Annotated in this window: 21 protein-coding genes; 5 read left to right on the top strand and 16 right to left on the bottom strand. The window is 54.0% G+C overall.

The genetic code is table 11. The annotated features are described in order from the left end of the window. Window positions 1-5: 5 nt before the first annotated feature. From murD to WGC32_RS08290, 3 genes are all read right to left on the bottom strand, one after another. Entirely contained in the window at window positions 6-1,394 is a 1,389-nt protein-coding gene (murD, locus tag WGC32_RS08300) for a UDP-N-acetylmuramoyl-L-alanine--D-glutamate ligase (protein WP_342681340.1), read from the bottom strand. 253 nt (window positions 1,395-1,647) lie between these two features. After that, window positions 1,648-1,980: a hypothetical protein gene (locus tag WGC32_RS08295; protein ID WP_191481409.1), complete on the bottom strand. Its 333-nt coding sequence runs from the start codon at window positions 1,978-1,980 to the stop codon at window positions 1,648-1,650. A 38-nt stretch (window positions 1,981-2,018) separates the two neighbouring features. Then, on the bottom strand, window positions 2,019-2,564 hold the full coding sequence (locus WGC32_RS08290) for a Chromate resistance protein ChrB (protein ID WP_191481408.1): 546 nt from the start codon (window positions 2,562-2,564) through the stop codon (window positions 2,019-2,021). A 200-nt stretch (window positions 2,565-2,764) separates the two neighbouring features. On the opposite strand from WGC32_RS08290, the gene asnA reads away from it, so the two are divergent. From asnA to WGC32_RS08265, 5 genes are all read left to right on the top strand, one after another. Beyond that, window positions 2,765-3,778 (top strand): aspartate--ammonia ligase, encoded by a 1,014-nt coding sequence (gene asnA / locus WGC32_RS08285; RefSeq protein WP_342681339.1) that lies wholly within the window; start codon window positions 2,765-2,767, stop codon window positions 3,776-3,778. Window positions 3,779-3,945: 167 nt separating this feature from the next. Further along, window positions 3,946-6,027: a glutamine synthetase III family protein gene (locus WGC32_RS08280; RefSeq protein ID WP_342681338.1), complete on the top strand. Its 2,082-nt coding sequence runs from the start codon at window positions 3,946-3,948 to the stop codon at window positions 6,025-6,027. Between the two features lie 225 nt (window positions 6,028-6,252). Then, complete coding sequence (locus WGC32_RS08275) at window positions 6,253-8,583, top strand: anaerobic ribonucleoside triphosphate reductase (protein ID WP_342681337.1); 2,331 nt, start codon at window positions 6,253-6,255, stop codon at window positions 8,581-8,583. A gap of 100 nt (window positions 8,584-8,683) precedes the next feature. After that, entirely contained in the window at window positions 8,684-9,202 is a 519-nt protein-coding gene (gene nrdG / locus WGC32_RS08270) for an anaerobic ribonucleoside-triphosphate reductase activating protein (RefSeq protein ID WP_342681336.1), read from the top strand. Between the two features lie 243 nt (window positions 9,203-9,445). Beyond that, window positions 9,446-11,041 (top strand): peptide ABC transporter substrate-binding protein, encoded by a 1,596-nt coding sequence (locus tag WGC32_RS08265; protein ID WP_342681335.1) that lies wholly within the window; start codon window positions 9,446-9,448, stop codon window positions 11,039-11,041. 192 nt (window positions 11,042-11,233) lie between these two features. Here WGC32_RS08265 and rplQ read toward each other — a convergent pair whose 3' ends face one another. The 13 genes from rplQ to rpmD form a co-directional block, all read right to left on the bottom strand. Next, a complete protein-coding gene (gene rplQ, locus WGC32_RS08260) occupies window positions 11,234-11,575 on the bottom strand; it encodes a 50S ribosomal protein L17 (RefSeq protein ID WP_191481402.1) in 342 nt (113 codons plus the stop codon). Window positions 11,576-11,608: 33 nt separating this feature from the next. Next, window positions 11,609-12,559, bottom strand: a complete 951-nt coding sequence (locus WGC32_RS08255; RefSeq protein WP_191481401.1) for a DNA-directed RNA polymerase subunit alpha — start codon at window positions 12,557-12,559, stop codon at window positions 11,609-11,611. A 73-nt stretch (window positions 12,560-12,632) separates the two neighbouring features. After that, window positions 12,633-13,259 (bottom strand): 30S ribosomal protein S4, encoded by a 627-nt coding sequence (gene rpsD, locus WGC32_RS08250; RefSeq protein WP_191481400.1) that lies wholly within the window; start codon window positions 13,257-13,259, stop codon window positions 12,633-12,635. A gap of 94 nt (window positions 13,260-13,353) precedes the next feature. After that, window positions 13,354-13,752, bottom strand: a complete 399-nt coding sequence (gene rpsK, locus WGC32_RS08245; RefSeq protein WP_191481399.1) for a 30S ribosomal protein S11 — start codon at window positions 13,750-13,752, stop codon at window positions 13,354-13,356. Between the two features lie 19 nt (window positions 13,753-13,771). Beyond that, a complete protein-coding gene (gene rpsM / locus WGC32_RS08240) occupies window positions 13,772-14,140 on the bottom strand; it encodes a 30S ribosomal protein S13 (protein ID WP_191481398.1) in 369 nt (122 codons plus the stop codon). 97 nt (window positions 14,141-14,237) lie between these two features. Further along, a complete protein-coding gene (gene rpmJ, locus WGC32_RS08235; protein WP_191481397.1) occupies window positions 14,238-14,351 on the bottom strand; it encodes a 50S ribosomal protein L36 in 114 nt (37 codons plus the stop codon). Between the two features lie 33 nt (window positions 14,352-14,384). Beyond that, complete coding sequence (gene infA / locus WGC32_RS08230) at window positions 14,385-14,603, bottom strand: translation initiation factor IF-1 (RefSeq protein WP_191481396.1); 219 nt, start codon at window positions 14,601-14,603, stop codon at window positions 14,385-14,387. Window positions 14,604-14,634: 31 nt separating this feature from the next. Then, on the bottom strand, window positions 14,635-14,904 hold the full coding sequence (locus tag WGC32_RS08225; RefSeq protein WP_342681334.1) for a KOW domain-containing RNA-binding protein: 270 nt from the start codon (window positions 14,902-14,904) through the stop codon (window positions 14,635-14,637). A 14-nt stretch (window positions 14,905-14,918) separates the two neighbouring features. Beyond that, window positions 14,919-15,668 (bottom strand): type I methionyl aminopeptidase, encoded by a 750-nt coding sequence (gene map / locus WGC32_RS08220; RefSeq protein ID WP_191481394.1) that lies wholly within the window; start codon window positions 15,666-15,668, stop codon window positions 14,919-14,921. A gap of 2 nt (window positions 15,669-15,670) precedes the next feature. Next, window positions 15,671-16,303 carry an adenylate kinase gene (locus WGC32_RS08215; RefSeq protein ID WP_191481393.1) on the bottom strand — a complete coding sequence of 211 codons (633 nt, stop codon included), beginning with the start codon at window positions 16,301-16,303 and terminating at the stop codon, window positions 15,671-15,673. A gap of 22 nt (window positions 16,304-16,325) precedes the next feature. Then, the gene (secY, locus tag WGC32_RS08210) at window positions 16,326-17,624 is read right to left on the bottom strand and encodes a preprotein translocase subunit SecY (protein ID WP_342681333.1); all 1,299 of its coding nucleotides are present in this window, start codon (window positions 17,622-17,624) and stop codon (window positions 16,326-16,328) included. A gap of 1 nt (window position 17,625) precedes the next feature. After that, on the bottom strand, window positions 17,626-18,066 hold the full coding sequence (gene rplO, locus WGC32_RS08205) for a 50S ribosomal protein L15 (protein ID WP_191481391.1): 441 nt from the start codon (window positions 18,064-18,066) through the stop codon (window positions 17,626-17,628). Between the two features lie 61 nt (window positions 18,067-18,127). Further along, window positions 18,128-18,307, bottom strand: coding sequence for a 50S ribosomal protein L30 (gene rpmD / locus WGC32_RS08200; RefSeq protein ID WP_191481390.1), 180 nt, complete (start codon window positions 18,305-18,307; stop codon window positions 18,128-18,130). Window position 18,308 lies beyond the last annotated feature (1 nt).

The following is an 18,308-nucleotide window of genomic DNA, read 5'->3' as shown; positions in this document are numbered from 1 at the left end:
TTGGATCAAAGCCCATGGACCAGGGACTTGAAGTGTTCTCCCCGGGCCTCAAAGTTGGGATACATATCAAAGCTGGCACAGGCCGGGGACAGGGTGACAATGTCCCCTTCTCCCGCGATTGCACGGGCCTTGTTTACCGCTTCCTCCATTGAGCCCACCCGGTAGATGGGCAGCTTCTTTTCATCGTAACCGGAAAAGCCTCGGACCGTATCCTCGATCTTATCCGCTGTCACCCCCATCAGGATGAGGGCTTTCACCTTTTCAATAATCTTAGGCGCCAGGGGCAGGAAAGGGATCTTCTTGTCATAGCCGCCGGCCAGAAGGATTACCTTTTGGTCAAAAGCGTTGAGCCCCGCGATGGTCCGGGTGGGGCTGGTGGCAATGGAGTCGTTATACCAACGCACCCCATCTAGAGTGCGCACCAGCTCAATGCGGTGCTCCACCCCTCCGAAGGTTTCCGCTGTGTGGAGGATGTTTTCCATCTCCACCAGGCCCCAGGTGGCGCAGATCGCCGCCAGGTAGTTGAGGACATTGTGATCCCCCGGGATTTTGATTTTATCCCGGTTCATGACCTTGATGACATTGCCGTTGTCCGCAAAGAAAATATCCCCGTTTTCATCCATATAAGCGCCCCGCTCCACCAGGCCGTGGATAGAAAAGGTGAGAAGTTTTCCACGCACATCGGGGGCCAGAGACATGGCCGTCTCGCTGTCCGCCCCCAGTACGGCGGCGGAAAAGGCGTTCTGATGCAGCAGGATGTTCCGCTTGGCCCCGATGTATTCTTCCATGGTGCCATGGACGTCCAGATGGTTGGGGGCGATGTTGGTCACCACCGCCACATCCGGGCTTTCCCGCATGGAGAGCAGCTGGAAGCTGGAAAGCTCTACCACGGCGTAGTCCTCCGGCTCCATCTCCTCAATATGGGCAAGCAATGGCCGGCCGATGTTTCCACCGATGTGGACCCGTTTCCCCTGCGCCTTCAAAAGCTCCCCAATGAGGGTGGTGGTGGTGGTCTTGCCGTCGGAGCCGGTAACCGCGATCAGCCGGCAGGGACAAAGATCAAAAAAGACCTCCATCTCGCTGGTGACCACCTTGCCCTCCTTCCTGGCTTTTTGAAGGGCCTCGTTATAAAAATACATCCCCGGAGTGCGGAAGATCATATCCCCATCCAGGTGGTCAAGATAATTTTCCCCCAGGATAAAGTCAATTCCCTGGGCCCGGAGGGCGTCATAATCCTCCCCCATCTGTTCCCGGGTCCGACGGTCCCGGATGGTGACATGGGCCCCCTTCTGGGCAAAGAGGGAAACCAAAAGCCGGTGGCTGACTCCCAACCCGATAAAGGTGACGTCCTTGCCCCGGATCTGCTCAAAAAACTGTGCGACTCTGCTGTCCATATGCATCCTTCCCGGCGCCGCTTAGGAAAAAGCCTCCTGGTGAGGGGTTCCCTGCGGGCCCTTGCCGCCGTTTGTTTTTCTTCCCCGATGATCCCAGGGAAAACGGCGTCATATACATCTTATTATTATACTTTTATGCAAAGAAAATATCAATCTCCCCGCCCCCTTCCAGAAAAAAACCTGTGCTTTCAAAAAAGGCCTGCCCTTTGGGGCAAGCCTTGGCATTTCATGGTTTTTTTCTATCGGTGGAAGTTTATAATCCATAGTGGATGATAAATTTCTCTTCCCGGATCCCCCGCTCAAAGAGGGCAAGGACAGGTTCAAATTGTCTGCCGTCCTGCCGTCTCCAGACTTCAGCAAAGAGAGAGGCAGAGGAGGGAGGGATCAGGGTGATCCCGCAGTAGTCCAGGTTGTATTCCGGGCGAAGGCGGGTATGCCAATAACAAGGGATATGTTCAAACTCCGGCAGCAGAGGGGAAAGGTCATCATCGTCCAGAAAAATACAGCCGTATTTTTCCGGATCATAGGTGTCATACCGCTCCTTTCCCGGCGTTACCGGCATGATTCCAAAGCCGTGATTTGCCACAGAAGGATCCCCTTTCTATTGAGAAGGCCAGTCAGGGCCTATCCCATCCATTTGTCCAGCAGCCGGCGGAGCCCCGCGGAAAAACTGTCCATAGAGGAGCGCAATAGCTCCGCAATCTGGCGCATATCCCCTTCAATGACGCCGCCGGAACCCAATCCGAAAAAGTCCCGGGCCCGGACCCGCTCATAGCGTTTGATGAGCTTTTTCAGCTGATCCGCCTGTTCTGGCGTCATCTGGGAGCGGCCTCCCCGCTGCAAGGTCCCCAGCAGTTTGTGGGTTTCGGTGATAATCTCATCGTATTCCCGCCGCCGAGCCTCTTTGAACCGGGCGATCTGCCGCAGCTCGTCCCGCTCATCCACAAACTGTATCTCGATGAGGGTGGCCTCTCCGCCCAGATCCCGGATCTTATCGGCCAGCCTCCCAAAAGCGCGGAGATTCACCGGATTCTTGGGCAGGATGGCCACCCCCTGCTTAAAATAGTCGGCGCCCATCTCCTTAAGCTTGCGCCAGACATAAACCCGGTTCTTTGACGGATTGACCGGCAGATTATAGCCAAGCCCCATCCATTTGACCCGTTCCGGCAAATGCTCCGCCCCCTTTCTCAAGACAAAAACGCTTTGTTCCTATTGTAATAGATGTTACTATTTTTCGCAACTAGTTTTCCCCCATTTTCTCTAAAAAAGAAGGGGGCGGACACCGGGCCGGTCCTTGTAATTTCGGCCAAATAATGATAATATTAATTAGTTAATATGGCGGTTGCAACTGAAATCATAGGGGGAAAACTATGTCTGTAAAAAACCTGATTTTGCCTGACACCTATCTGAATAAATTGGATATACTGGAGACGGAAGTGGCCATCAAGCTGGTCAAGGATACCTTTGAACGGGAGCTGGCCGATGCCCTCTCTTTGACCCGGGTTTCGGCGCCACTCTTTGTCCGGCCCGAAACCGGGCTCAACGACGACCTCAACGGGGTAGAGCGGCCGGTACAGTTTGACATCCGGGAACTGGGCGCCGATGTGCAGATTGTCCACTCCCTGGCCAAATGGAAGAGGATGGCCCTGCGCCGTTATGGCTTTGCGCCGGGAACAGGGCTTTATGCCGACATGAACGCCATCCGGCGGGATGAGGACCTGGACAATCTCCACTCGGTCTATGTGGACCAGTGGGACTGGGAAAAGGTCATCGACCGGGATCACCGGAATCTGGACTATCTGCGGGAGACGGTGCTTTCCATTGTCTCCGCCCTGCGGAAAACCCAGAGCGTCCTTTCCCTCCAGTACCCGGTCCTGGATCACCTCATTGACAGCGATGTCTATTTCATCTCCTCCCAGGAGCTGGCGGACCGGTATCCCGGCCTGACACCCCATGAACGGGAGGACCGGATTGCCAAGGAGAAGGGGATTGTTTTTGTCACCCAGATCGGCTGCAAACTCCGGGACGGCAAGCCTCATGATGGCCGGGCACCCGACTACGACGATTGGCGGCTCAACGGGGACATTCTGGTCTGGTATCCTGTTCTCAACCGGGCGGTGGAGATTTCCTCTATGGGCATCCGGGTAGACGAGAAGAGCCTCAGCGCCCAGCTCAAAGAGGCCGGCTGCGAGGAACGGCGGAACCTGGATTTCCACAAGAGGCTGCTGGCAGGGGAATTGCCCCTGACCATGGGCGGCGGCATCGGCCAGTCTAGGATCTGTATGCTCTTGCTGCAAAAGGCCCACATTGGTGAGGTTCAGGCCTCTGTCTGGTCGGAGGAAATGATTGACACCTGTGAGGCCAACGGCATCCATCTGCTCTAACAAAACAGCGAAAAAGCCTGGCGTCACCCTGCCCCAGGCTGGAAAATATCCCTCCGGCCGCGCAATGCCGGGGACAAGCATCAAAGGCTCAAGCCGCTCTTTTCGCAGGCGGTGAAAGCTTCTCTAGTACGATCTGGCAGATCTACCACTTCGGGAGGAATCAACGGATGAATGTAACAAAAATCTTTGGATGTAAGGTGTTTGACGACGCCGTCATGCGGGCCCGTCTGCCCAAAAGCGTCTATGAAAGCCTGAAGCGCACCCGGAAAGAGGGCACCCCTCTGGATGAGAACGTGGCCCATGTGGTGGCCGGCGCTATGAAGGACTGGGCGGTGGAGATGGGTGCCACCCATTATACCCACTGGTTCCAGCCTATGACCAACATCACCGCGGGCAAACATGACGCCTTCCTCACCCCCACCGACGACGGCCGGGTCATCCTGGAGTTTTCGGGAAAAAGCCTGGTCAAGGGCGAACCGGACGCTTCTTCCTTCCCCTCTGGTGGGCTGCGGGCCACCTTTGAGGCCCGGGGCTACACCGCTTGGGATCCCACCTCCCCCGCTTTTGTCAAGGACGGTACCCTTTATATCCCCACCGCCTTCTGTTCCTACACCGGCGAGGCGCTGGATACCAAAACCCCCCTGCTTCAATCTATGGATGTGGTCAGCGACAAGGCCATCGCCGTCCTGCGGCTGCTGGGTGTCAGCGACGTCAAACGGGTCATGGCTACTGTGGGCGCGGAGCAGGAGTACTTCCTCATCGACCGGGCTCTTTACGAGCGGCGGCTGGATCTGAAGCTCTGCGGCCGGACCCTTTTCGGCGCCCGTCCTCCCAAGGGCCAGGAGCTGGACGACCACTATTTTGGCCGGATCCGGCTTCGGGTGAGCAAATTCATGCATGACCTGGATGAAGAGCTGTGGAGTTTGGGCGTCACCAGCAAGACCAAGCACAACGAGGTGGCCCCTGCCCAGCACGAGCTGGCCCCTGTTTTTGAATCCGCCAACGTAGCCTGCGATCACAACCAGCTCATCATGGAGACCTGCAAAACTGTGGCCAAGAAAAATGGCCTGGCCTGCCTGCTCCATGAAAAGCCCTTCCACTATATCAACGGTTCCGGTAAGCACAACAACTGGTCACTTTCCACCGACACAGGGAAAAATCTGCTGAGCCCTGGTAAAAACCCGGGGGAGAACGATGTGTTCCTGGTCTTTCTCAGCGCTGTGCTGGAGGCTGTGGATGAATACGGGGATCTGCTCCGTCTTTCTGCCGCCAGCGCCGGCAACGACCATCGTTTGGGCGGCTTTGAGGCTCCGCCCGCCATTGTCTCTGTCTTTTTAGGGGAACAGCTGACCACCATGCTCCAGTCCATCGCCTCCGGCGTCAATCCGGATACGGTGTCCCGGCTGGTGCTTCACACCGCCGCTGCCGCCCTGCCTGATCTGCCCCAGGACGATTCCGACCGCAACCGCACCTCCCCCTTTGCCTTCACCGGCAACAAATTTGAATTCCGTATGGTGGGGGCTTCCCAGTCCATCGCCTACGCCAATATCTTTTTAAATACCGCCGTAGCGGATGTCTTGGATCGGTATGCCCAGCGGCTGCAAAGCGCCTCTGACATCCATGAAGAGGTCCGCCGTATCGTCCACGACGTGGTAGCGGATCACAGCCGCATCATCTACAACGGCAACAACTACACCGAGGAATGGGTGGAGCGGGCCAAAAAACGGGGGCTTCCCGTCTTAAACACCACCTGCGACGCCATCCCCGCTTTGATCTCGGACAAGAATGTGGCCTTGTTTGAGCGCCATCATATCTTTAGCCGGGCCGAATGCTTCTCCCGCCACGACATCATGCTGGAAAACTATATCCATGTCCTCTCCATTGAGGCCGCCACCATGGTGGATATGGCACGGCGCTCCATCCTGCCCGCCTGCATCCGCTTTGCCGCCGAAATGGCCAAGGACGCCTCCCTCATCAAGGAGGCCGGAGGAATGCCGGCCCCTGTCTCTGATATTGTCCGGGATCTTTCCTCCCTTATCGGCAAGATAAAGGCCGGTATCTCCGCCCTAGAGGAGCTCAACGCCAACGCTGGGGAGGAAAGGAGCCTGTATCAAACCGCCCGCTATTACTGTGACATGGTCATTCCCGCTATGAATCAGCTTCGGGAATGCTGTGACCGGGTGGAAACCATGGTGGCAGAGGACGCTTGGCCGCTGCCCACCTACACCGATTTGATCTACCGGGTGTAACAGTACTCTGGAAATATCCCCCTCCTGCCGTATAAGCGCGGAAGGAGGGGGATATTTATTGTGCAAAATTGCCCATACGACAAAAATAAGAGGGAAAAATCGTGAATCATTGTCGCTATTTTCCTCCCCTTTGCCCTTGACTTTTCCATATGCATACTATACAATTGGTATTGTCATTTTTATAAACACAATATATAGTATTTGAATATATGGGAGGAAACGATCATGCTCACAAAAATCATCAAGCGGGATGGCCGGGAAGTGGCCTTCAACATCGAAAAAATCGCCAACGCTATCTTTAAAGCCGCCCAGGCCACCGGCGGACACGACTATGATACCGCGTTTTCTCTTGCCTCCCAGGTGGTGGATTATATCGAAAATGAGCTGGGAAATCATACCCCCAGCGTGGAAGAAATCCAGGACGCAGTGGAAAAAATCCTGGTGGAAACCGGACATGCCCGCACCGCCAAGGAGTTTATCCTCTATCGCTCCGAGCGCACCCGGGTACGGGAGATGAATACCCGGCTGATGAAGACCTATGAGGATTTGACCTTCCAATCGGCTAAGGACAACGACATTAAGCGGGAAAACGCCAATATCGACGGCGATACCGCCATGGGCACCATGCTCAAATATGGCTCTGAGGGCGCCAAGCAGTTTTATAAGATGTTCATCCTGGATCCCAAGCATTCCCAGGCCCATGAAAACGGGGATATCCACATCCACGATCTGGACTTCCTGACCCTGACCACCACCTGCTGTCAGATCGATCTGGAAAAGCTCTTTGAAGGGGGATTTTCCACCGGCCACGGATTTCTGCGGGAGCCAAACTCCATCCACAGCTACAGCGCTTTGGCCTGTATTGCCATCCAGTCCAATCAGAATGACCAGCACGGCGGACAGAGTATCCCCAATTTTGATTACGCTATGGCAGGCGGCGTGAGAAAATCTTACCTTCACGCCTACAAGGCCAACATGGCAAAGGCCATCGAGCTGCTCACCGGCCGGGAGGATGCCAAGGACTTCACCGAGCAAATGATCCAGGCCTTGAAAGAAGAAACTGGGTTGATCCCCTCCCTTGCCCAGAACGCCACCTATAAGGCGGCGGAACACGCCTATCTGCTCCAGCATTTCGACGAGGAGACCGCTTCCCGCCTCCAGGGAATTGCGGCGAAATATGCCCTTCAGGAGACCGATCGGGCTACCTATCAGGCCATGGAGGCATTGGTTCACAACCTGAACACCATGCATTCCCGGGCAGGCGCTCAGATTCCCTTTAGCTCCATCAACTACGGCACCGACACCTCCCCCGAGGGACGGATGGTCATCAAAAATATCCTGCTGGCCGAGGAGGCTGGATTGGGCAATGGGGAGACCCCCATCTTCCCCATCCACATCTTTAAGGTAAAGGAAGGGGTCAGCTACAACGCGGAGGATCCCAACTACGACCTGTTCAAGCTGGCCTGCCGAGTATCCGCCAAAAGACTGTTCCCCAACTTCTCCTTCCTGGACGCCCCCTTTAACCTGCAGTATTATAAAGAGGGCGATCACAACACAGAGGTAGCCTATATGGGCTGCCGGACCCGCGTCATGGGCAATGCCTATGATCCGAGCCGGGAGGTGACCGCCGGCCGCGGCAACCTGAGCTTCACCTCCATCAACCTGCCCCGGTTGGCCATTAAGGCCCACGGCAACCTGGATATTTTCTTTGAGGATCTGGACCGGAAAATCGACCTGGTCATCGATCAGCTCTATGACCGCTTTAAGCTCCAGTGCCAGAAAAAGGTCCGCAACTTCCCCTTCCTCATGGGACAGGGCGTCTGGCTGGACAGCGACAAGCTTTCCCCCGATGACTCGGTGGAGGAGGTCCTCAAACACGGCACCCTGACCTTGGGCTTTATCGGCCTGGCGGAATGCCTGAAATGCCTCATCGGCAAGCATCACGGTGAATCTGCCGAGGCTCAGAATCTGGGTCTGGAAATTGTGGGCTATATGCGTTCCCGGATGGATCAGGAGACCAAAAAGAGCGGGCTCAACTTCTCCCTCATCGCCACACCGGCGGAGGGCCTCTCCGGCCGTTTTGTCAAGATCGACCGGAAGAAATACGGCGTCATTCCCGGCGTCACCGACCGGGAATATTACACCAACTCCTTCCATATTCCGGTATACTTCCCCATCTCCGCTTTCGATAAGATCCGGCTGGAGGCCCCCTATCATAATCTGACCAACGGCGGCCACATCAGCTATGTAGAGATGGACGGGGATCCCACCCAGAACCTGGCGGCCTTTGAGCAGGTCATCCGCTGCATGAAGGAATCCGGCATCGGTTACGGTTCCATCAACCACCCGGTGGACCGGGATCCGGTCTGCGGCTATACCGGTATCATCGGAGACGAGTGCCCCAACTGCCACCGCACCGAGGCCGACGGTCCTGCCTTCGAGCGCATCCGCCGGATCACCGGCTATCTGGTGGGCACGTTGGACCGCTTCAACAACGCCAAACGGGCGGAGGTAGAAGACAGGGTCAAACACGGCGTCACCATGGAGACATTGTAGTGCACTACAGCATCTAAGATAAATTCAAAAAGAGATGCTCCCAGCTGGGGGCATCTCTTTTGCGGCGAAAGAAGGGCAACTGCCCCTGGGAGGAAAAGTTATGGCTGAAAAAACCACCCTGCGCCTGGCAGGGGTGATCAAAGAATCCATTGTGGATGGTCCGGGTCTGCGTTTTACCGTCTTTGTCCAGGGCTGTCCCCATCACTGTCCCGGCTGCCACAACCCCCAAACCCATGATTTTTCTGGCGGCTTTGACTGCGATGTGGAAAAATTGGTGGCGGAGGTACAAAAAAATCCCCTGCTCCAGGGCGTTACCTTCAGCGGAGGGGAGCCCTTCTGTCAATGTGAAGCGCTTTACCGGCTGGCCACAAAAATCAAGTCCCTTGGCCTGGATCTCTATATATACTCTGGGTATACATATGAACAGATTCTACAATTGGAGGATCCCTTTGCCCGAAAACTGCTGGAACAATGCGATGTGCTCATGGATGGCCCCTTTCTTCTGGAGCTTCGCACCCTGGACGCTCCTTTCCGGGGGAGCAAAAATCAGCGGGCCATTGATGTTGCCGCCACCCTTGCGGGGGAGGAAATTATCCTCCACGATTTTGGGGCGCAGTAGCGTGGGCATGGCACGCAAAGATATTCTTCAAGGGAGGGCATTGCCCTCCCTTGTTTATTGATAAACGAATTGCGGCTTTCTCCTTGGCATATACTGAAATATGCGGCCATTTCCCCAGGTATTTTTAAGATTCTTTGAAATTTTTTCGTTTTTATTGAATCGCCATGGCAACCATGCTACACTTAACGTAATCACTGAAATTCCCATCGCTGCCGGCGATGTTTTTATAGGAGAAGAATCACTGTGCTGAAAAAAATAACCGCTTTTCTGCTGGCCGCTCTAGCTGTCTCCCTGTTTTTTACAGGCTGTTCCCACAGCGGGACGGACGGGCAGATTCTCCGCTACGATATTACGTCAGAGCCTATTAACCTGGATCCCCAGCTTGCCAACGATCACGAATCCATGCTGGTCATCCAAAACAGCTTTGAAGGGCTGCTCACTGTGGATGAGGACAATCAAATTGCCCAGGGCGTGGCCGAGCGCTACGAAGTCTCCGACGATGACCTTATCTATACCTTTTATCTGCGCCAGGACGCCAAATGGTCCGACGGTACCCCGATGACGGCTGAGGATTTTGTCTTTGCCTTCCAACGTTTGGCGGATCCCGCCACCCTCTCCCCACACGCCAGCTCCTTTTTCTGCATCAAAAACGCCCAGTCCATCTATCAGGGCGCCGCTGGGGTGGAGGAATTGGGCGTAACAGCCTTGGACAGTCACACCTTACAGATTACTTTGGACTATCCCAACCCCTATTTCCCCACCTTAATGGCTTCTTCCGCCGCCATGCCCTGCAATGAGGAGTTTTTCCTCTCCACCAAGGGGCGCTATGGACTGGACGCTGATATGCTGCTCTACAACGGGCCGTTTTACATCCGTAAATGGTCCCATGGCGAGTATGTTTCCATGCGGCGGAACCCGGAATATGTCTCCGAAAAGGAAACCATTGCCGGCGGCATCGCCTTCTATATTCAGGAGGATGGGCTGGATCTGGACCGCCTGTTGGACGGTGAGATTGACGCCATGCCCGTCACTGCCGACGAGCTGGATACCGTGGCTGAGCAGGGGCTATCCTATGACAGCTTTGAGGACACCGTCTGGGTGCTGGCTTTTAACGGCAATAACGAAGTTTTCCAGAACGCCAACATCCGCAAAGGGCTCTCCTACGCCATGGACCGGCAGTCTTATATTGAAATTCTGCCCAGCTATATGTCCTATGCCCAGGCGCTGGTGCCCGAGGCGGTCAACATGCTGGACCGCTCCTACCGCTCTGTTGCCGGTGAAGATCTTATGTATGACTATGATCCGGAAACCGCCAAGCAGTTTTTCAATACGGGATTGGCGGAGTTGGGGTTGGAAAAGCTGGAGAAAACCACCATTATCTATCCTGACTCCGATCCCCATCATCTGGCTCTCAGCTTAATGCAGGGCAATTGGCAGACCAATCTGTCCGCTTATATCAATATCGAGCCACTGCCCCAGGATGAGGTCATGGCCAAGGTGGAAAGTGGGGATTTTGACATCGCCCTGATCCCTCTGAAAGCCACCTATGATGCTCCTGAATCTCTGCTCAACAACTTTTTAGCTGAATCGGGAAGTAATTACTATGGATATAACAGCACAGCCTTTTCTGAGGCTCTGAACGCCGCTTTGGAAAGCACCGATATCACCACCAAAGCCTCCTCCTTCGCGCAGGCGGAGCAGGTTTTATTGGACGACTGTGTGGTCGTACCGCTCTACTATCAGACCTCCAGCTACGCCATGGGCGAGGATGTCACCGACATCAGCTTCTCCCCCTTCTCAGGACAGATCCACTTTAAATATGCCCGCAAGCCGGGATAAAGCTCGAAATAAATTTTTCAGACCTTTTCAAAAGCCCTCCCCCGGCCTGGGGGAGGGCTTTTGGGGTTTCCTATCGTTTCAGGCTGTCAAGTTCTTTAGCGAATCGCCTTTTATAAGCTTTGTCCGTCCTGTTAAGTGGGCAGCAAAAAGCGGCAGGAAGTTTTACTTCCTGCCGCTTTAAACGATCTATGATTACACCAATTCGATGATCGCCATCTCCGCAGCGTCTCCGCGGCGGGGGCCAATCTTGACAATTCTTGTATAGCCGCCGTTTTTCTCTTTATAGTTGGGGGCAATCTCGTCAAACACCTTTTTGGCCACGCTTTCCTTCGTGATGAAGGAATAGACCTGACGTTTGGAGTGGAGATTGTCTTGTTTCGCGGTTGTAATCATTTTCTCAGCCATAGACCGAACCTCTTTGGCTCTGGTGACAGTGGTCTCAATCTTGCCTTTTTCCAGCAGATAGGTTACCATGGCACGCAGCATTGCCTTTCTATGATCAGAGGATCTGCCGAGTTTCCTTGTACCTGGCATCGAAATTCACTCCTTTACCTGGTTGTTTGCAAGCTATTCCTCTTCCTTGCTCAGATTAAAGCCCAGGGAGTTGAGCTTGCTGATCACCTCTTCAAGACTCTTCCTGCCGAGGTTTCTCACTTTCATCATGTCTTCCTCAGATTTATTGATCAGGTCTTCTACCGTGTTGATGCCTGCGCGCTTGAGGCAGTTGAAGGAACGCACAGACAGGTCAAGTTCTTCAATGGTCATCTCAAGGACCTTCTCTTTGCCGTTGTCGTCTTTCTCCACCATAATCTCGGTGCGATAGACTTCATCGGAGAGGTCAACGAACAGGTTGAGATGCTCGTTGAGGACCTTGGCTGCGAGGGATACGGCCTCTTTTGCGGAAATAGTTCCGTCAGTCCATACCTCGATTGTCAGTTTGTCGTAGTCGGTAATCTGGCCGACACGGGTATTTTCCACGGCATAGTTGACCTTTAATACCGGCGTATAGATGCTGTCCACCGGGATCACGCCAATGGCCGTCTGCAGCGTCTGCTTGTTCCGCTCGGCGGCAACATAGCCACGGCCTTTATCCAGCGTAATTTCCATGTAGAGCTTTGCGCCAGCTCCCAGAGAAGCAATATGCATACTCGGGTCAAGAATTTCAACCTCGCTGTCCGCCTTGATAGAACCGGCGGTGACTTCGCACTCGCCCTCCGCCTCAATGCAGACAACCTTCGGGCCATCGCTGTAAAGCTTGGCTGTCAGCCCTTTGATATTGAGGATAATCTCGGTGACGTCCTCTTTCACTCCGGGAATCGTTGAAAATTCATGTTGAATACCGTCAATCTTGACAGATGTGACGGCAACACCAGGAAGCGAGGAGAGCAGCACACGCCGTAGGCTGTTACCTAACGTTGTACCAAAGCCACGCTCGAGAGGCTCAACGATAAATTTACCATAAGTCCCGTCGGACTTCATATCCGCCGTCTCAATTCTTGGCTTCTCAATTTCAATCATTCATAACCCTCCTAGTCGGACAGGCCCAAAATGGACCCGTGTTTTTCGCCTTCCTTTGCCGATGTGTCGTGCATTACTTAGAGTAAAGCTCGACGATGAGATGCTCCTCAACCTCAAGGTCAATGTCCTCACGGTTCGGCAGCTCAGCGACAGTTGCCTGCAGGTTCTGACGATCGACATCCAGCCATTTGGGAACCGGTTTGGCGGAGTTCGCTTCCACAACCGCTTTGATCTTGTCGGAATTCTTGCTTGCACCGGCGATCGCGATTACATCGCCAGCCTTGAGCAGATAAGAAGGAATGTTTACCTTCTTGCCGTTGACGGTGAAATGGCCGTGACGGACCAGCTGTCTGCCTTCTTTTCTAGAAGAGGCAAATCCGCAGCGGTATACCACGTTGTCGATACGGCTCTCCAGGATGCGGAGCAGGTTTTCACCGGTCACGCCCTGTTTACGTTCCGCCATCTCGAAGTATTTTCTAAACTGGCCTTCCAGAACACCATAAAAGCGTCTTGCTTTCTGTTTCTCGCGCAGCTGCAGGCCGTACTCAGAGTTCTTCTTACGGCCCTGGCCGTGCTGGCCGGGAGCATAGCTTCTGCGGACAAGTCCACACTTATCGGAGTAGCATCTCTCCCCTTTCAGGAAGAGCTTCTGGCCCTCGCGACGGCACTGTCTGCAAACTGCTCCAGTATATCTTGCCATATGGTTACACCTCCTGATAAATACGAATCCGCGGGGGATCTCCCGCCCTGGGCCTGCATGGCGTCAGGCCGCGGATTCTCCTGCACCTTTGGTGCTATACACGCCGTCTCTTGGGCGGGCGGCAGCCGTTATGGGGAATCGGAGTTACGTCTTTAATCATGTTAACTTCCAGTCCTGCTGCCTGCAGGGCACGGATTGCAGCCTCACGGCCGGAGCCCGGGCCTTTGACATATACTTCCACCGTTTTCAGACCATGTTCCATAGCGGCTTTTGCAGCGGTCTCTGCTGCGGTCTGTGCTGCGAACGGAGTAGATTTTCTGGAACCTCTGAATCCGAGTCCGCCTGCACTTGCCCACGAAAGGGCATTGCCCTGTGTGTCGGTGATGGTAACAATGGTATTGTTAAAGGTGGACTGGATATGTGCGGCGCCACGTTCGATGTTTTTGCGTTCACGACGCCGGCGAGTGGCCTTTTTCGCTGTTGCTTTTGCCATCTCTCTTATCCCTCCCTAGTTACTTTTTCTTGTTGGCGATGGTCTTCTTCGGTCCCTTGCGGGTTCTTGCGTTGGTCTTGGAGCGCTGGCCTCTAACGGGCAGGCCCTTTCTATGACGAACACCGCGATAGCATCCGATTTCTACCAGTCTCTTGATGTTCAGTGCGACCTCACGGCGCAGATCACCTTCCACCTGCACATTGTGGTCGATGTACTCACGCAGTTTGGAAACGTCATCCTCGCTGAGATCTCTCACCCTTGTGTCCGGATTGACGCCTGTCGCCTGGATAATGTCCTGAGCTTTTTTGCGGCCGATACCATAGATGTAGGTAAGGCCAATCTCGACCCGCTTCTCTCTGGGCAGGTCAACACCAGCTATACGTGCCATATAACTGTTGCACCTCCTTCTATACTTTTCGTTAAAAGTACCTGATTGCGGTTTTGCGGGAATCTCTCCCTACCGCAGGATGCTCTCTGACCAGAGCTTAGCCCTGGCGCTGTTTATGCTTGGGGTTTACGCAAATAACCATTACACGCCCTTTGCGCTTAATGACTTTGCACTTCTCGCAAATAGGTTTCACGGAAGGTCTGACTTTCATTTGAAATACCTCCTTGTTACCGGCCCGGTGGGGCTATTTAGAACGCCATGTGATGCGTCCCTTGGTGAGGTCGTAGGGTGACATCTCGACCGTCACCTTATCCCCGGGCAGGATGCGGATAAAGTTCATCCGCAGTTTGCCTGAGATATGGGCCAGAATTTTATGACCGTTTTGAAGCTCCACCTGGAATGTGGCGTTGGGCAGGGCTTCCAGCACGGTACCCTCAATCTCGATTACATCGTCTTTCGACAAGCAAATACCTCCCTCGCAGGTGACGGGCTGCTCACAGCTCCTCATTGACGGGAGCGTCCAGGGAGCCGTTAAACTCCCGGAGAGCGCGCCTCAATTTGTTGTTGGTTGTCAGTGTCTCCACGTCCAGGACAGTGTTGGTCGGCCGCAGATGGCGAAGGTTTTTACGTTTGGGCCTTTCCAGCTTCCGTTCCTTCCCATCGGCGATGACCGCGAAGCCATCTGTTAGGGAAAGAACTACATAAAACCGACCGCCGTCATGGCCCGCCACGGATTTCACGACGCAGCCTTTTGCTATTTCCATTTTGTCCCTCCCGCTTATGGACGGGTCAGCACCACAGGACCATTTTCTGTGATCGCAATGGTGTATTCAAAATGGGCTGACAAGCTGCCGCTTGTAGTTACCGTTGTCCAGCCGTCTGCCAGCACTTTGACGTTTTCTCCGGTAGCGTTCACCATGGGCTCAATAGCGATCGTCATACCAGGTACCAGACGGGCGCCCCGTCCGGCCCGGCCGTAGTTGGGAACATCCGGGGATTCATGCAGATTTTCTCCTACGCCGTGGCCGACAAACTTCTTGACAACCGCCATTCCGTTTTCTTCCACATAGGTCTGAACCGCATGGCCGATATCCCCGATGCGGTTGCCCGCCACGGCTGCCTTGACGCCAATCTCCAGGCTCTGGCGGGTGACGTCCAGCAGCCTTTGGGCTTCTGGGCTGATCTCTCCCACCGGGAAGGTGTAGGCGTTGTCTCCATGGAAACCATGGATGCAAGCGCCCACATCTACACTGACGATGTCGCCGGATTGGATCACTTTGGTCTTTTTCGGGATGCCATGAATAACCTCATTATTGACTGAGATACATGCGCTGCCTGGAAAACCACCATATCCCAAGAAGGACGGCACCGCACCTTCGGACACGATATAATCGTGCACCACAGTGTCGATGTCTTTGGTGGATACGCCGGGTTTGATATGCTCCCCGGCCACCTTCAGTGCCATTGCAGAGATTCTGCCCGCCTCCCGCATGAGTTCGAGCTCTCTCGCCGTTTTCAGCACAATCATGGTTAATCCTCCAGGGCTTTCAAAGTAAGTTTTGTTGTGTCCGCGACCTCTTCCTGGCCGATGACAGTGCGCAGCTTACCCTTCTGAGCATAGAAGTCCTTCAGAGGCTCGGTCTGCTCATGATAAACTTTCAACCGGTCACGAATGGTTTCGGGCTGATCGTCTTTGCGGGTGATGAGCTTTCCGCCGCAGCGGTCGCACAGTCCTTCGTTCCTGGGAGCTTTGTAAAGCAGATGATAGGAAGTGCCGCAGCTCTCGCAGACACGGCGGCCGGACAGTCTCTTTTCGATGTCTTCGTCGGACACTTCAATGTTGATGACTCTGTCGATTTCCACACCCATGTCATCCAGTGCCTGTGCCTGGACAACGGTGCGGGGGAAGCCATCCAGAATGAATCCATCCTTGCAGTCATCTTTAGCCAGGCGCTCCTGGATAATGCCGATGACTACATCGTCGGGGACCAAAGTGCCGGCTTCCATATAGGATTTGGCCTTCAGCCCCATCTCGGTTTCATTCTTCAGTGCTTCACGGATGATGTTTCCGGTACTGATAGCCGGAATGTGCAGGTGATCACAGATCACCTCAGCCTGTGTGCCTTTGCCGGCGCCGGGTGCGCCGAGAAGAATCAGCTTCATAACCATATCCTCCTTTAATCTACTATTCAAGGAAGCCCTTGTAGTGACGCATCATCATCTGGGATTCCATCTGTCTCATGGTGTCAATTGCAACACCAACGATAATCAGGACCGTTGTACCGCCCAGTGCGATATTCATGCCGCTGACCGCGCCAAAGGCGATGGGCAGGATAGCCACAAGGGCCAGGAAAATCGCACCGATGAAGGTAATCTTGCTGATAATTTTCCCAATAAAGTCGGAAGTGGGTTTTCCAGGCCGAATACCGGGAACCGTTCCGTTGTTTTTGCGGATATTGTTGGAAATTTCAATGGGGTTATACTGGACAGAAACATAAAAGTAGTTGAAAGCAATAATCAGCAGGAAGTAGATGATAGCGTAAACTGCTGTATTGTAATCAAACGCGCCCAGGAATTTGCCCCAGAAGCCGGTTTCGCTCGGGTCAACAAATGCCTTGATGGTGCCCGGGATGGACAGCAAGGAGCTGGCAAAGATGATGGGCATAACGCCGGACATATTGACCTTGATAGGAATATGGCTGGACTGGCCGCCATACTGTTTCCGGCCCACCACACGCTTCGCGTACTGTACCGGGATTCTCCGCTCCGCATTGGTCATCAGCACAATGAAGGCGATGACCACCAGGAAGATGACGACGACCAGGGGAACCAGGAAGTAATACTGGGTCTGGCCGATTGCCGCCAGCTGGAAGTAGGCGATAAAGGTGGCGATAACCGACGGGAAGCGGGAGAGGATACCGGCAAAGAGGATCATGGAGATACCGTTGCCGATTCCTTTTTCGTTGATCTGCTCACCCAACCAGACGATCAGAGCCGTACCAGCGGTAAAGCAGGCAACAATGACAATCGCTGCAAACCATCCGGAGAAGCCAGTGGTGTACTGGACAACACCAGAAGTGTTCCTCAGCATGAGATAATAAGCGATAGCCTGGATCAGCGCAAGACCCACAGTGGTATACCGGGTGATCTTGTTGATCTTCTTCCGGCCGTCCTCGCCTTCCTTGGCCATTCTTTCCAGGGCCGGAATGGCGATGGTCAGCAGCTGGATTACGATGGAGGATGTAATGTAGGGGGTAATGGACATAGCGAAGATGGTCGCGTTGCCCAAAGCACCACCGGTCAGAACATCCAGATAACCCAGCAGGTTACCGCTCTGGCTGAGCATCTCTTTCATCCCAGAGGGATCCAGGAAAGGAACCGGGATGGCAGAGCCGATTCTGAACAGAAGCAGGATAAACAGGGTAAATAGAATCTTTTTCCTCAAATCAGCGATTTTCCACGCATTTTTCAGGGTTTCAAACACTCTACTTCACCTCAGCCTTTCCGCCCGCCGCTTCAATTTTCTGCTTTGCGGAAGCAGAGAAGGCAGCGACGCTTACTGTCAGCTTTTTGGTGAGTTCACCATTTCCCAGGATTTTAATGCCATCCAGGGGTTTTTTCAGAATTCCAGCCTCAATGATTGCTTTCTCGTCTACAGTAGCGCCGTCCTCAAACCGCTCCAGGGCGGAAACATTGATGGCTGCATACTTTTTCGCGAAGATGTTATTGAAGCCTCTCTTGGGGATACGTCTCTGCAGAGGCATCTGACCGCCTTCAAATCCGGGTCTGACACCGCCGCCGGAACGTGCATTCTGGCCTTTATGGCCTTTGCCGGCTGTTTTGCCGTTTCCAGAACCAGCACCTCTGCCTTTGCGCTTAACATCCTTTACGGAACCAGGTGCCGGAGATAGCTCGTGCAATTTCATCGTGTTCGCACCTCCTTGTTAGGCTTTCTGCCTGCATTACTCATCAATTGATGGGGAAGCCTTACGCCTCTTCTACCTCAACCATGTGGGAGATCTTGGCGACTTTCCCTCTTGTTGCTGCATTATCAGGCTGAATCACCTGTGCACCGATTTTGCGAAGGCCCAGGGATTTGGCTGTGGCGATCTGGTCGTCCTTTTTCCCCGCAAAGCTTTTTGTAAGCTTGATTTTCAGGTTTGCCATT

Origin of the sequence: Zongyangia acetica (assembly GCF_038739695.1) — a bacterium.
Classification (GTDB): domain Bacteria; phylum Bacillota; class Clostridia; order Oscillospirales; family Ruminococcaceae; genus Zongyangia; species Zongyangia gallinarum.
This window is presented reverse-complemented; position numbering and strand designations above follow the sequence as displayed.

Coding starts and splice junctions, on each gene's coding strand:
- murD (WP_342681340.1), bottom strand. CDS start 1,394: ATGGACAGCAGAGTCGCACAGTTTTTTGAGCAGATCCGGGGCAAGGAC.
- asnA (WP_342681339.1), top strand. CDS start 2,765: ATGTCTGTAAAAAACCTGATTTTGCCTGACACCTATCTGAATAAATTG.
- WGC32_RS08280 (WP_342681338.1), top strand. CDS start 3,946: ATGAATGTAACAAAAATCTTTGGATGTAAGGTGTTTGACGACGCCGTC.
- WGC32_RS08275 (WP_342681337.1), top strand. CDS start 6,253: ATGCTCACAAAAATCATCAAGCGGGATGGCCGGGAAGTGGCCTTCAAC.
- nrdG (WP_342681336.1), top strand. CDS start 8,684: ATGGCTGAAAAAACCACCCTGCGCCTGGCAGGGGTGATCAAAGAATCC.
- rplQ (WP_191481402.1), bottom strand. CDS start 11,575: ATGCCAGGTACAAGGAAACTCGGCAGATCCTCTGATCATAGAAAGGCA.
- WGC32_RS08255 (WP_191481401.1), bottom strand. CDS start 12,559: ATGATTGAAATTGAGAAGCCAAGAATTGAGACGGCGGATATGAAGTCC.
- rpsD (WP_191481400.1), bottom strand. CDS start 13,259: ATGGCAAGATATACTGGAGCAGTTTGCAGACAGTGCCGTCGCGAGGGC.
- rpsK (WP_191481399.1), bottom strand. CDS start 13,752: ATGGCAAAAGCAACAGCGAAAAAGGCCACTCGCCGGCGTCGTGAACGC.
- rpsM (WP_191481398.1), bottom strand. CDS start 14,140: ATGGCACGTATAGCTGGTGTTGACCTGCCCAGAGAGAAGCGGGTCGAG.
- rpmJ (WP_191481397.1), bottom strand. CDS start 14,351: ATGAAAGTCAGACCTTCCGTGAAACCTATTTGCGAGAAGTGCAAAGTC.
- WGC32_RS08225 (WP_342681334.1), bottom strand. CDS start 14,904: ATGGAAATAGCAAAAGGCTGCGTCGTGAAATCCGTGGCGGGCCATGAC.
- map (WP_191481394.1), bottom strand. CDS start 15,668: ATGATTGTGCTGAAAACGGCGAGAGAGCTCGAACTCATGCGGGAGGCG.
- WGC32_RS08215 (WP_191481393.1), bottom strand. CDS start 16,303: ATGAAGCTGATTCTTCTCGGCGCACCCGGCGCCGGCAAAGGCACACAG.
- rplO (WP_191481391.1), bottom strand. CDS start 18,066: ATGAAATTGCACGAGCTATCTCCGGCACCTGGTTCCGTAAAGGATGTT.
- rpmD (WP_191481390.1), bottom strand. CDS start 18,307: ATGGCAAACCTGAAAATCAAGCTTACAAAAAGCTTTGCGGGGAAAAAG.